Source organism: Mesorhizobium terrae, from assembly GCF_008727715.1.
Taxonomy (GTDB): domain Bacteria; phylum Pseudomonadota; class Alphaproteobacteria; order Rhizobiales; family Rhizobiaceae; genus Mesorhizobium; species Mesorhizobium terrae.
In genome coordinates this window covers 2,262,180-2,275,126 of record NZ_CP044218.1, presented here as the reverse complement: position 1 = coordinate 2,275,126, position 12,947 = coordinate 2,262,180, and the positions used below count along the sequence as shown (strand labels likewise).

13 protein-coding genes and 1 tRNA gene are annotated in these 12,947 nt (G+C 64.3%); 10 read left to right on the top strand and 4 right to left on the bottom strand.

What is annotated here, in order from left to right; all coding sequences use genetic code 11:
* Positions 1-34 precede the first annotated feature (34 nt).
* Both FZF13_RS12310 and FZF13_RS12305 read left to right on the top strand, forming a co-directional pair.
* Entirely contained in the window at positions 35-1,342 is a 1,308-nt protein-coding gene (locus FZF13_RS12310) for a L,D-transpeptidase family protein (RefSeq protein ID WP_024922853.1), read from the top strand.
* A 41-nt stretch (positions 1,343-1,383) separates the two neighbouring features.
* Positions 1,384-1,617, top strand: a complete 234-nt coding sequence (locus tag FZF13_RS12305) for a sulfurtransferase TusA family protein (protein WP_024922854.1) — start codon at positions 1,384-1,386, stop codon at positions 1,615-1,617.
* Between the two features lie 75 nt (positions 1,618-1,692).
* Here FZF13_RS12305 and FZF13_RS12300 read toward each other — a convergent pair whose 3' ends face one another.
* Positions 1,693-2,817, bottom strand: coding sequence for a CobW family GTP-binding protein (locus FZF13_RS12300; protein ID WP_024922855.1), 1,125 nt, complete (start codon positions 2,815-2,817; stop codon positions 1,693-1,695).
* 19 nt (positions 2,818-2,836) lie between these two features.
* Positions 2,837-4,009: a D-alanyl-D-alanine carboxypeptidase family protein gene (locus FZF13_RS12295; RefSeq protein ID WP_024922856.1), complete on the bottom strand. Its 1,173-nt coding sequence runs from the start codon at positions 4,007-4,009 to the stop codon at positions 2,837-2,839.
* 201 nt (positions 4,010-4,210) lie between these two features.
* On the opposite strand from FZF13_RS12295, the gene FZF13_RS12290 reads away from it, so the two are divergent.
* The 6 genes from FZF13_RS12290 to FZF13_RS12265 all read left to right on the top strand — a co-directional run bounded on the left by FZF13_RS12290 (position 4,211) and on the right by FZF13_RS12265 (position 9,144).
* Positions 4,211-5,374 (top strand): M20 aminoacylase family protein, encoded by a 1,164-nt coding sequence (locus FZF13_RS12290; RefSeq protein WP_024922857.1) that lies wholly within the window; start codon positions 4,211-4,213, stop codon positions 5,372-5,374.
* A gap of 190 nt (positions 5,375-5,564) precedes the next feature.
* Positions 5,565-5,641, top strand: a tRNA-Arg gene (locus tag FZF13_RS12285).
* Between the two features lie 149 nt (positions 5,642-5,790).
* Positions 5,791-6,144, top strand: coding sequence for a DUF2934 domain-containing protein (locus FZF13_RS12280; protein WP_024922858.1), 354 nt, complete (start codon positions 5,791-5,793; stop codon positions 6,142-6,144).
* Positions 6,145-6,474: 330 nt separating this feature from the next.
* Entirely contained in the window at positions 6,475-7,677 is a 1,203-nt protein-coding gene (locus tag FZF13_RS12275; RefSeq protein WP_024922859.1) for an aromatic ring-hydroxylating oxygenase subunit alpha, read from the top strand.
* A 134-nt stretch (positions 7,678-7,811) separates the two neighbouring features.
* A complete protein-coding gene (locus FZF13_RS12270) occupies positions 7,812-8,270 on the top strand; it encodes a carboxymuconolactone decarboxylase family protein (RefSeq protein ID WP_024922860.1) in 459 nt (152 codons plus the stop codon).
* A 10-nt stretch (positions 8,271-8,280) separates the two neighbouring features.
* The gene (locus FZF13_RS12265) at positions 8,281-9,144 is read left to right on the top strand and encodes a sigma-70 family RNA polymerase sigma factor (RefSeq protein WP_024922861.1); all 864 of its coding nucleotides are present in this window, start codon (positions 8,281-8,283) and stop codon (positions 9,142-9,144) included.
* A gap of 35 nt (positions 9,145-9,179) precedes the next feature.
* Here the strand turns inward: FZF13_RS12265 and FZF13_RS12260 are convergent, their stop codons facing one another.
* Positions 9,180-10,040 (bottom strand): helix-turn-helix domain-containing protein, encoded by an 861-nt coding sequence (locus FZF13_RS12260; RefSeq protein WP_024922862.1) that lies wholly within the window; start codon positions 10,038-10,040, stop codon positions 9,180-9,182.
* 130 nt (positions 10,041-10,170) lie between these two features.
* Here FZF13_RS12260 and FZF13_RS12255 point away from each other — a divergent pair, with 130 nt between their 5' ends.
* Positions 10,171-11,103 (top strand): phytanoyl-CoA dioxygenase family protein, encoded by a 933-nt coding sequence (locus FZF13_RS12255; protein ID WP_024922863.1) that lies wholly within the window; start codon positions 10,171-10,173, stop codon positions 11,101-11,103.
* 125 nt (positions 11,104-11,228) lie between these two features.
* Entirely contained in the window at positions 11,229-12,119 is an 891-nt protein-coding gene (locus tag FZF13_RS12250; protein WP_024922864.1) for a DMT family transporter, read from the top strand.
* A 28-nt stretch (positions 12,120-12,147) separates the two neighbouring features.
* Here FZF13_RS12250 and FZF13_RS12245 read toward each other — a convergent pair whose 3' ends face one another.
* Complete coding sequence (locus FZF13_RS12245) at positions 12,148-12,918, bottom strand: pyrroline-5-carboxylate reductase (RefSeq protein ID WP_024922865.1); 771 nt, start codon at positions 12,916-12,918, stop codon at positions 12,148-12,150.
* Between the last annotated feature and the right edge of the window lie 29 nt (positions 12,919-12,947).

Below are 12,947 nucleotides of genomic sequence, written 5' to 3'. Positions count from 1 at the left end.
CTATGGCGCATAAACGGAAGACGACAGCGCATCCATGTTCGCGAAACTCGCACGCACCGGTTTCCTGATCGCCGTTCTCGGCGTCGCCGGCTGTAACCAGAAATCGATGACCGACTTCGTCCCGGAAGGCGCCAACAAGCAGCTGCCGGAAAAGGTCCTGGCCGAGATGCGCGCCAAGGGCATGAACCGCAATGCCCCGATCGTCGGCCGCATCTTCAAGGAAGAGAACGTCGTCGAGGTCTGGAAGCAGAAGACCAATGGCCGCTACGAGGTGATCGCCACCTATCCGATCTGCCGCTATTCCGGAAAGCTCGGTCCGAAATACACCGAGGGCGACCGCCAGGCGCCGGAAGGTTTCTACACGGTGCGCCCCGGGCAGATGAACCCGAAGTCGGGATACCACCTGTCGTTCAACATCGGCTACCCCAACGCCTATGACCGCGCCAACGGCCGCACCGGCTCGAACCTGATGGTGCACGGCGCCTGCTCGTCGTCGGGCTGCTATTCGATGAACGACCCGCAGATCGAGGAAATCTACGCCTTCGCGCGCGACGCCTTCAAGGGCGGCCAGACCGAGTTCCAGATCCAGGCCTTCCCCTTCCGCATGACCGCCGCCAACATGGCGCGCTACCGCAACGACCCGAACTACGACTTCTGGAAGATGCTGAAGGTCGGTTACGACAATTTCGAGATCACCAAGGTGCCGCCGAAGGTCGACGTCTGCGAGAAGCGCTACGTTTTCAATCAGGTCGCGCCCGACGGGCAGAGCTTCAACCCGACCGGCGCCTGCCCGATGAGCACCACGCCGGACCCGCTGAAGGTGGCCTACGGCGCCTATCAGAAGACCTATGACGCCGCCTTCGCCAGCGCCATCAACACGTCCACGCCGGCGCCCAAGGCTTCCATCGCCGGCGTCAAGGAAGCCAGCGTCGTCTCCGACTGGTCGAAGCGCCGCGCCCGCGGCGAACGTGTCACCATCGAGCCGCCGTCGATGAACCATGACGGAACGGTCACCGAAAACACCGAACGGATGGGCCGCATCGATTCGCCGCTTGGCCGCAAGATGGCGGCGCTCGACGCCGAGAAGGCCGCCAAGAAGCGGGCCGAGGAACAGAAACTGGCGATGATTGCCGCTGCCAAGGCCGAGAAGGAACGCGCCAAGGCCGAGGCTCTGGCCGCCAAGGAAGCCGCCAAGAACAAGGCTGCTCAGCCGGTCGAGACCACCGCGACCGTGGCGGCGGACGCCACCGCTCCGGCCACCGACGCGCAGACCGCCGACAATGGCGACGGCAGCCGCCTGTCGCAGATCAAGAAGAAGCTCTTCGGCATGTTCGGCGGCTGACCGCCGGACACCGCCACCATCGTTCCCGCCGAGCCCGCACCGTGACCAAGGCACCCGCCGTCTATGATCTGAAGGGGCTGAACTGCCCGCTGCCGGTGCTGAAGGCGCGCAAGCGCCTGGCCGGCATGAAACCCGGCGGCCAGCTTTGGCTGGAAACCACCGACCCGCTCGCCGTCATCGACATTCCGGCCTTCTGCGCCGACAGCGGCCACCGGCTGGTCGAGACCGCCGCCATGACAGGCGGCCACCGTTTTTTGGTGGAACGCGGCGCCTAGAGCGCCGCGCGTCCTTTTGGACGCGCAAAGGACGCTCTAGTTTTGATTGGGAGCACCGCAAGTTAGAGGCGCCCTCTACCGCCCGGCGATGGCCAGCGGGTTGTTCTCGAGTGCTGCGCGGTCGGGCGTATCGATGGCCGGACGATCGGTGAGCGCCGAAAACAGCCGCCGCACATAATCTTCCGGCATATCGAGCGTGATCAGCACCAGCCGGGTGCCGCGTTGCGCGTCCGGCCAGGCCGGCAGGCGCACCGGCGGATGCAGCAGCTTCTGCACCCCATGCACCACCAGCGGGCGCGTGGGGTCTTCCTTCAGCTCGATGACCCCCTTCATGCGCAAGAGCTTGTCGCCATGGGTCGAGCGCAACAGGTCGAAGAACATGTCGATCGCCGAGAAGGCGACCGGCCCGTCATGTACCAGCGAAAAGGTTTTCACGCGCGCATCGTGGCGGTGTGCGTGACCATGCCCGTCATGATCATGATCATGATCGTGGTGATGGTCGTGATCATGATCGTGATGGTGGTGTTCCTCGTCGGCCGCCTCGCCCAGCCAGCGCCGCACGTCGGCGCTTTTGGTGGCCGGGTTGTAGAGTCCGCTGTCGAGCAGCGCCGTGGCATTCGCCTCGCCGGCATCCAAAAGCCGCGCACCGGGATTGATCGCCTTCAGCCGCGCGGTCAGCGACGCGACCTGTCCGGCTGCCGCGAGATCGGTCTTGCTGAGCACCAAACGATCTGCCATCGCAACCTGCTTCACCGCCTCGACATGGCTGTCGAGCGTCGCTTCCGCATTGACCGCATCGACCAGCGTGACCACGCCGTCGAGGCGGAAGGCCTGCACCAGCGCCGGGTGCGCCATGATCGACTGCAGCACCGGGGCCGGGTCGGCCAGGCCGGTGGTTTCGATGACCACCCGCGCCAGGGTGGCGATGCGGCCGGTCTGCAACCGGTCGACGAGATCGGCCAGTGTGTCGACCAGTTCGCCGCGCACCGTGCAGCACAGGCAACCGTCGGAAAGCTGGATGATGCCATCCGAGGCCTGTTCGACCAGAAGATGGTCGATCGCCACGTCGCCATATTCGTTGATGATGACGGCGGTGTCGGTCAGCGCCGGATCTTTCAGGAGCCGGTTGAGCAGCGTCGTCTTGCCGGCGCCGAGGAAGCCGGTCAGCACGGTGACCGGAATGGGGAAGACGGCAGCCATCGTGCAGATACCCCTGTCGTCAGTTGGCCGATTTCGCCGGCTGGTCGCCCTGCACCGCCAATGGCATCACCATGACCGGCTCCGGCCGGTCCGGCCGCCAAGCCGGCACCGGCACATTGGCCGGCTTGCCGCCGGTGGCCGTATCGGCAACCTCGACGCGTCCCTGCATGGCCTTCGGCACCGGGCCGGTGGCGCCGCCCAGGCCGACCGTCACCAACTTCGGATTGACGATTTTCTCGCGCCAGGGCGATTTCGGCGCACTGACCGGCGCGGGTGCCGCTTCTTCCGACTGCGCTTCCTTCGGCTGCTTCTTGCAGACTTCTTCCTGCATGTCGGTCGGGGTCAGCGTATCGCCATAGGGTTTCAGGCCGGCAAGGCTAGTCGCGCTTGCGGCCGGCATGTCGAAGCCCTGGTTGAGTAGCGCGGCAGCAGCATCAGCGCGCGCGATGGCCGACTTTTCGCCCAGCACCACGGCCACAAGCGTGCGGCCATTGCGGGTGGCCGTGCCGATCATGTTGAAGCCGGCCGGGCAGACGAAGCCCGTCTTCATGCCGTCGGCGCCGGGATAACGGCCCACCAGCAGATTGTAGTTGGGGATCTTCTTCTTGCCAAAGGCCAGGCCTTCGATGGAAAACCAGCCCGTGTATTGCGGAAAATCGCGACGCAGCGCCGTCACCAGCAGGCTCATGTCGCGCGCCGTGGTGTACTGGTCGGGCTCGAACAGGCCGTTGGGGTTGACGAAATGCGTCCCGGTCATGCCAAGCCGCGCCGCTTCCGCGTTCATGCGCTCGGCGAAGGCTTCCTGCGAGCCGCCGACATTCTCGCCGATCGCCATGGCGACGTCGTTGGCCGACTTGGTGACCATGATCTTGATGGCGCTGTCCAGCCTGAGCACCGAACCGGGCTTCAGGCCCATCTTGCTCGGCGGCTGCTTGACCGCCAGCTTGCTCATGCGGATGGGCGAATTCAGCGCCACCTCGCCAGCCGCAACCGCCCTGAAGGCGACATAGGCGGTCATCAGCTTGGTCAGCGAGGCCGGATACCAGCGCTTGAAGGCGTCCTGATGCTCAAGCACGCGACCATTGTCGAGATCGAACAAAACGACCGGATTGGCCGCGGCCGGTTGGGCGGCGAACATCGGCAAGGCGGCCGCGCCGGCCACAAGAAATTTCAGCAAATACCCTGGCCTCATCATCAATTCCGAAATCGCTCTTGCCGCAGTCACCCTGGCCTCCGTAAGATTTGTCCCACGGGATCGCCAATCTCGCCACCCGCCCTCTTGCGCATGGTGACGTTGCGCTATTTAGCCTATGTGACGGGAGCAAGGCAAAGCGTTGGCTGATCACAATTGAGACCAAGCCGGCCAAGCCGACCAACAGCGAGTTTGTGACCTATGCCCATTTTGAACCGCGCCGCCGAACTGCAGGAAGAGATCGCCGGCTGGCGACGTCACATCCACCAGCGGCCGGAGCTGAATTTCGATGTGTTCGAGACCGCCGCCTTCGTCACTGAAAAGCTGAAGGAATTCGGCTGCGACGAGGTGGTGACCGGCATCGGCAAGACCGGCGTGGTCGGCGTCATCCGCGGCGCGAAGGGCAACGGCTCGACGGTCGGCCTGCGCGCCGACATGGACGCGCTGCCCATCACCGAGATCACCGGCAAGCCCTACGCCTCGCAAACGCAGGGCAAGATGCACGCCTGCGGCCATGACGGCCATACCGCCATGCTGTTGGGCGCGGCGAAATATCTCGCCGAGACGCGCAATTTCGCCGGCTCCGTCGCCGTCATCTTCCAGCCGGCCGAGGAAGGCGGCGGCGGCGGCAACGAGATGGTCAAGGAAGGCATGATGGACCGCTTCGGCATCGCCCGGGTGTTCGGCATGCATAACATGCCAGGCCTTCCCGTCGGCCAGTTCGCCATCCGTCCGGGTCCGATCATGGCGGCGACCGCCGAGTTCACCATCACCGTCAAGGGTCGCGGTGGCCATGCCGCGATGCCGCACGGCACCATCGACCCCGTCGTCATCGCCAGCCAGCTGGTCGGCGCGCTGCAGACCATTGCCTCGCGCAGCACCGACCCGGTCGAATCGGTCGTCGTTTCGGTCACCAAATTCCATGCCGGCGACGCCTATAACGTTATTCCCGAGACCGCCGAGATCGCCGGTACCATCCGCTCGCTGAAGACGGAGGTGGCCAGGAAAGCCGAGGAACGCATGCGCCAGATCAGCGCCGGCCTCGCCGCCGCCCATGGCGCGGTCATCGAGGTCGACTACGAGGCGAATTATCCCGTCACCTTCAACCATCCTGAGGAAGCCGTCTTCTCCGGCGATGTCGCGGCCAAGGTCGCCGGCGACGCCAAGGTGCTGCGCGCGATCCCGCCGGTGATGGGCGGCGAGGATTTTTCCTACATGCTCGAGGCCCGTCCCGGCGCCTTCATCTTCATCGGCAATGGCGACAGCGCCGGCCTGCACCACCCGGCCTACGACTTCAATGACGAAGTCATCCCACATGGCGTCAGCTATTGGGTGAAACTAGCCGAGACGGCACTCGCCGCCTGAGCTTGGCGCCGTTCTTCACCCCAAGAAATGGCGGAGAGGGGCAGACAACACGGCGATTGTCTCGCCGTCATCGATGGTGCCGCAACTCCCAGCGTTGCAGCATCTCTTCCCCTGCTTCAAGGCGGCACGGGCGTTCCCTTCGCTCGGCCCTTGGCGAAGCGGCCTGAAACGGCTATGTGTTCGCCCGCGTGGTCCCGTAGCTCAGTAGGATAGAGCGGCAGATTCCTAATCTGTAGGTCACAGGTTCGATTCCTGTCGGGATCACCAATCAGGTGCCTCCCACCCGTCATTTCCCGGTTTCGCGCCGGGCTTGCCACGATCATCGCCTTGCGTGAATATGACGGCGTTCAACCTGCGGCTGCGCATGGTTTCCGGCCATGTCGCGCGGGCGTCGATCGAGCTCGGGAGACTTCCTAATGGCAGATGAAAGACAAGAACGCATCCGGCAACGAGCCCATGCGATCTGGGAACGCGAAGGCAGGCCGCACGGCGCCGACGAGCGGCATTGGCATCAGGCCGCGGGTGAAATCGAGGCGGAAGACAAGAAGCCCGGGAAGCGCGCCGCCAGCGCGAAACCCGCCAAGGCGGCTGCCGCGAAACCGGCGAAGGCTCCTGCCAAGGCCACAGCGGCCAAGGCTGCAAAGGCGCCCGCCGCGCTTGCGAAGGCTGCCCCAGCCAAGGTGGCAAAGGCGCCGGCGGCAGCGGTCAAGGCCGCCAAGCCGGCACCCAAGAAGGCCGCTAAGCCGAAGGTTCCCGCCAAGGCCGGATAATCTCCGCAACGCTGCATCCGTTCGCCTTCGACGCACTTTGGAGGCCGGCGGCCTTTGGCGGTCGGCTGGCTTCGGCATGGGCGCGCCGCGCGGTCGCACGCGCCCGGGATGGCGGGCGCGGAAGGCGCGTCATGTCGGCCTTTTCCCGTCGCCGTTCCAACAAAAATCCACGCGCGCCGGATGGCGATTAAGTGCCGGGAAAGACGGGAAAAATTCCCGTCGGCCGCCATTCACATTTCACGTGACTTGAATTCGAAATCTCACAACTCATTGCATTTCAATGTAAAATATGCTTTTATTGAATGAATATTCAATAAGAAAGCTCTCTCCATGAACCCGCATATCCGCGACGTAGCCGTCCCCAATGACTGGGATCGCAAGGGCCTGCCCGGCTGGAGCTATCACTCGGATGCGTTTCTGGAACTGGAAAAGCAGCATCTGTTCCGCACCCACTGGCAGATCGCCGGCCATGTCTCCGACATGCCAAACCCCGGCGACTATCTGACCATGGATGTCATCGGCGAGCGCGCGCTCATCGTGCGCGGCAAGGACGGCGTCGTGCGCGGTTTCCACAATCTGTGCCGGCATCGCGGCAGCCGCGTGGTGGCCGACAGCCAGGGCCATTGCGCCAACGCGCTGGTCTGCCCTTTCCATGGCTGGGTCTACAATCTCGACGGCACCCTGCGCGGCGCCGCCCGCCCGCGCTCCTTCCCCGAACTCGACAAGACCGAGTTCGGGCTGAGGCCGCTCGACCTCGAAATCTGGATGGGTTTTATCTTCATCCGCTTCCGCGACGGTGGACCGCAGCCTTCGGTGGCGGAACTCTTGAAGCCGATCGAGGCCGAGATCGCGCCCTATTGTGCTGCCGACATGGTGCCGTCCTGGGGCATCTGGACCCAGAAAAGCCCGGTCAACTGGAAGTCGGTACGCGACGTCGACAATGAAGGCTATCACGTCGCCATGGCGCATCCGGCGCTGCAGGACCTCTACGGCTCGACCTACTACGACGAACCCTTCGTCAATGGCGTCTCGCGCTCCTTCGCCACCTACAATCCGCATGCCGGCCGCCGCTGGAGCGTGAAGAACTACGTCGCCATCGCACCCGAGCCGGCGCATCTGCCCGACATGCTGAAGAAGGCCTGGATCTATTACGGCATCTTCCCCAATGCGGTGATCGCGGTGACGCCGGAATCCGTGCAGTTCTACCAGGAGTTCCCGCTCTCGACCGGCGAGACCCTGCTGCGCGGCGCCATCTACCGCCACGCCGAGGAAAGCCGCGAACAGGCGGCGGCGCGTTATCTCGCCTTCCGCATCGACCGCGACACCATGGCCGAGGACGTGCAGCTTTCCGTCTGGTCGAACGAATCCATGCAGTCGGAAGCCTTCGCCGGCTTCTACCTGTCCGACCTCGAATATGGCGTGCGCACCCATCACGACCATATGCGGGCGCGCCTGCCGGTGCTGTCCCTGAAAATCCAGCCGGACGAGAAGGACATGGCAGCCCTCAACGACGCGCTGCTCAGCCAGGCATAGCCGCCCGGCCGTGCCATCTTCCAGTGCCGCGGCCTGTCGTCGATAAGCGTCCCTTGGGCGAAAAAGGTCACGCCGCATGTCACAAAACGCGGCAGCCGGTCGTCATGTCTGTACGATTGCGACAGGAGACGACTATGGCACAAAGGCCGAACCCCTTTACCGCCAACCCCGCGGCTATGAAGCCCTGGATCGAGATTGGCAAAACCATCCAGGATGACGAGCTGGAACCCTTGCTGAAGGAACTGGTGATGACGCGGGCGGCACAGATCAATGGCTGCACCTTCTGCATCCACCATCACGTTGAAGACGCGCGCAAACAGGGTGAATCGGAGGACCGCCTTCATCTTCTGAGTGCCTGGCGCGAATCCACGCTCTATTCCGCCCGCGAGCGGGCAGCGCTGGAATGGACCGAAGCCCTGACACTTGTGTCCCAGACCCATGCGCCGAACGACGCCTACAAAACCCTGCAAGCACAGTTCAACGAGGCCGAGCAGGTGAAACTGTCGCTGCTGATTGCGTTGACCAACGCGTGGAACCGCATCAACATCGGCTTCCGCCGCGTTCACCCGGCCGAAGCGAAAAAGGCTGCCTGACGATACCGGCATGGACAAGGACGCCACCGCCATCTTCGATCCGCTGCGGCCGGTTCTCTTTCGTGTCGCCTACCGCATGTTGGGTTCCGTCGCCGATGCCGAAGACGCCGTCCAGGATGCATTCGTGCGCTGGCTGGGCACCGAACGCCGGGAAGTTAACGAACCTGAGGCCTTCCTGCGTCGGGTCGTCATGCGTCTGTGCCTGGACCGGCTCAAGGCCATCCGGCGCCGGCGCGAGACCTATGTCGGTCCCTGGCTGCCGGAACCGGTGGTGGAGGAGGTCGACCAGGAGGTCGACACCGTCACCTTGCCGCTTTTGATGGCGTTGGAGCGGCTGTCGCCGCTCGAGCGTGCAGCCTTCCTGCTGCACGATGTGTTCGGCCTCGGCTATGAGGAGGTCGCGGCGACGATCGGCCGCGAGCCCACGGCTTGTCGCCAGCTGGCGCGCCGGGCGCGCATCCATGTTCGCGCCGACCGCCCGCGCTACCTCGTGCCGAAGCAACATGGCTTCGAGATCGCGCGAGCTTTCCTCGCCGCATCCCGAGATGGCGAAATGGAGAGGCTGCGCACCTTGCTCGCGGCGGATGTGACGCTATACGCCGATGGCGGCGGCAAGGCGCCGGCCGGCAAGAAACCGCTCACCGGCCTCGACAACGTCCTGCATTTCTTCGCGCGGTTCGCGCCTGTTTTTGCCGAGGAACCGTCGCGCCTGCTTCGTTATGGTGTGATCAACGGCCTACCGGGCTTCGTCACCATCGAGCGCGGCAACATCCTCCAGACCACTGCACTGGAAATCGACGACGGCTGCATCCACGCGATCTACGTCGTCAGGAACCCTGATAAGCTCAGGCATGTGGGCACGACGGTGCACTGAGGCGCTCTGCCCGGCCGGCTCCCGCGTGACGGCCGCTAAAGCCGGAACCGCGCCCGGTAGTCCCGCGGAGACATGCCCCGCAGCCGCCGGAACTGGCGGTTGAAGTTGGCGAGCGAGCCATAGCCGACCGCACTCGCGATATGCTGGATCGGCTGGCCGGTTGCCGACAGCCGCGCGCAGGCATCGCCGATGCGCAGGCGGATGATGTATTCCGAAATCGTCGTACGCATGTGCCGGCTGAACAGCCGGTGGGTTCCCGACACGCTGAGGGCGGCGACATCGGCAAGATCGTCCAGCCGGATTTCCTCGGCATAGAACTGGTGAATATGGGTCAACACACGGTCGATGCGTTCCGCGCCCGCATCCCGTTCCACGGGCGCGAAGGCTTCGCTGGACAACGCGACGGCATCCGCGTCTTCCGCCAGTTGGCCGAGGATGCCCAGCATGGCCAGCAGCCGTTGCGGCGCCGGCAGATCGAACAGCCGGCCGAAATCGTCGGCCAGCGCCATCGCGGCGGCTGTCGAAAAGCGCAAGCCGGCGCCGGCCCTGGCGACGAGCGCCGCCACCGCGCCGAATTCCACCGACGAACGGGTGATCGTCTCAATCCACTCCTGCCGGAACCAGATAACCAGCGCGACATGCGGGAGGGCCGGATCGAGCCTCTCCGACGACGACCATGTGTGGGGCAGGTTGGGGCCGACAAGCACCAGGTCGATGCCGTCGAAACTGCCGACATGGTCGCCGATGAAGCGGTGGCCGCGCGAGTTCAGCGTCAGCGTCAGTTCGAGCTCGGGGTGATGGTGCCACTGGAACGGAATGCCGTCGTCGAGCCGCCGGTTCAGCATACTCCAGGAACTATCCGGACTGGCTGGCACGCGTTCAAGATAGGGCTTCATATGGCGTCGTTGATTCCAGAAACGCTGCAATAGTACCAGAATTGGCCGAAGCGCGACAACATCGTGGCCGCACGGTCCCTATTCTTGGCTGCATGCACCGCGTCGCGCGGCATCATCCAGGGAGATCATCATGCAAGCAGCGACTGTCAGAGACCACCACCCCACCACTGGCATGACGACGCAATTGCGAGACATCCGGAAGACACTGCCGCTGCGCGTCCTCTCCGAGGACGACTGGCAGCACTGGATCAGCAATGGCTATGTCATCGTGCGCCAGGCGGTGCCACCTGAGAATGTCGACAACCTCGTCGATCTGCTCTGGCGCTTCGACGAGAAGGACCCCGCAGATCCTTCCACCTGGTATGCGCCGCAGCGGCGCGAGCACAAGATGAAGGAACTCAACAACACCGGCATGCTGGAAATCTACAATCACCAGTATCTCTGGGACAATCGCATGGAGCGGCGCATCTACGACGCCTTCGTCGACATCTGGGACCGCGAGGATTTGTGGGTGACGATCGACCGCGCCAATCTCAACCCGCCCAGGAAGGTCAAGGGCAATCCCAACGGCTTCATCCATTGGGATGTCGATACCTCGATCCGTCCCCTGCCGATCGGCGTGCAGGGCGTGCTCAGCTTGCAGAAGCAGGACGGCGACGTCGGCGGCTTCCAGTGCGTGCCTTCGCTCTTCTCCGGTTTCGATGCCTGGGAGAAAACGCAAGCGCCCGACCGCGACCCGATGCATCCCGACATGACCGGCCAGGCGACCGTCAACATCGAGATGGAAGCCGGTGACTTGATGATCTTCAACTCGCTGTTGGCCCATGGCGTGCGCCCCAACCATTCCGACAACCGGGTCCGCATGGCGCAATACATCTCCATGCACCCGGCCGAATGGACCAACGAAACCGAGCGCCAGGAACGCATCCGCTTGTGGCGCGAACTCGACCATCCGCGACGCGACGCCTTCCCGGGCGATCCGCGCGACTGGGAAAAGCACAACGCCGCCACGGCAAAGCTGACCCCGCTCGGCGAAAAGCTGCTGGGGCTGGCGCAGTGGTGAAATCAAGCGCCAATCTTCTCTCCTCGCGGGAGAAGTTTGGCGCCCGACCTGCTGTCGCAAATCGCGACCGACTGGATCAACCTGTTTGGCTGTATCGGAGCAGGGCTTCGCGCTAGAAGCCCGCCATGACGGCACCCACCGGCCTTTCCCCGCAGACCCGAGGCATCATCCTGATGGCCGCGGTGGCGTTCGCCATCCAGATCGTCGACGGGCTGGCGAAATATCTGAGCGCTGACTATTCGCCGCTGTTCATCGGCTGGGCGCGTTATGCAGCGGCTTCGATCATCGTCCTGCCTTATGCCTTCGCACGCCATGGCCGGCATCTGTTTCCGGCCGAGCGCCTCGGCGCGCATATCTTGCGCACCGTGCTTCTGGTGACGGCGATGTCGCTATATTTCGTCGCCATCTCCCACATCCCGCTGGCTACCGCCATCAGCGCCTATTTCGTCGCCCCGGTCGTCGCCATGGTGCTGTCGGTCGTCGTGCTGGGCGAACGCATGACGACGCGCAAGGGCATCAGCCTGGCGCTCGGTTTCGCCGGCGCCATGGTCATCCTGCGGCCGGGCGTTGGCACGATGGAACCCGGCATCCTGCTGGCGCTGGCTTCCGGCCTTGCCTTCGCCTGCTACATGATCGTCACCCGCAAGGCGGCGCTGGAAAGCGACCCGGTCAAGACGCTCGCCTTTCAATGCGCGTTGGGCGCCGTGCTGTTGATGCCGCAGGCGCTGCTCACCTGGTCGACGCCGGCCTGGGGCGATCTCGTCTTCTTCGCCGGGCTCGGCATCTTCTCGCTGATTGGCCATCTGATGCTGATCATCGCCTTCCGCCTCGCCGAAACCTCGGTGCTGGCACCATTGGTCTATCTCGAACTGGTCGGCGCCGCGCTCATCGGCTATCTCGCCTTCCACGAAGTGCCCGGCCCTGCCACCATCGCCGGCGCCAGCCTGATCGTCTTCGCCGGGCTTATCCTGCTGTGGCACAACAAGAGTGCCACCGTCGAGGAACCGGCGGCCTGACCGGCCGGGCGCGTCCTCGCTTGCCGGCTTATGACTTTGAGATGCGCCGGTAGATACCTTCCAGGCTTTGCGCGAAGGCGCCGAACATGTCCCGCTCCGTCAGTTCGCGCAGGACCTGTTCGTTGATGCCGCCGCGGGTCGCGTATTCCTGCGCCAGATGCATGAAACCGGCGTCCGGGGCCCTGTCCGGCGCGTTGGCCAGCGCCTTGAACAGCGTGGCGATATAATCGCGCGCCTTCTCGCCCGACACCTGATGGCCCTCCAGCCAGCTGTGGATCGTATCGAGATATTTGAAGTAGCTGGCATAGGTCGCGGTGACGACGCTCAGCGCGTTGAACTCGTCAGCGTCGGTAACCTCGATCGCCTTGCCCAGCCGGCCGAAAAAAGCCGCCATGGCGGGATCCGGCGGAAACAGGATGGTCGCGCCTTGCCTGTGCGCGATCATCGGCATCGGAAGCGCCTTCGTCACCGTTGCCACCGGCCCGATCAGGCCGGCCACCTCTTCGACCGACAGCGTCGCGATCAGGCTGACGACGCGATGGTCGGAACGAAACCGCAGCGCCGGCAGCACTTCATGCGCGATCTGCGGCCGCACCGCCAGCATGACGGTATCGCAATCGTCGAGCACCGCCTGATTGTCGGCCGCGATGCGCACGTCGGCATAGCGGGCCGCCAGCCCGGCCGCGATTTCCTCATTGCGCGGCGACAGCACGACCGACACCGAATTGTCGGCGACCGATTTCAGCCCGGCGACGATCGCGGCCGTAAGCGCGCCTGTGCCGATGAAGCCGAGTTTCATGCGAATGTCCTGTGCTGGCGGTTAAGACG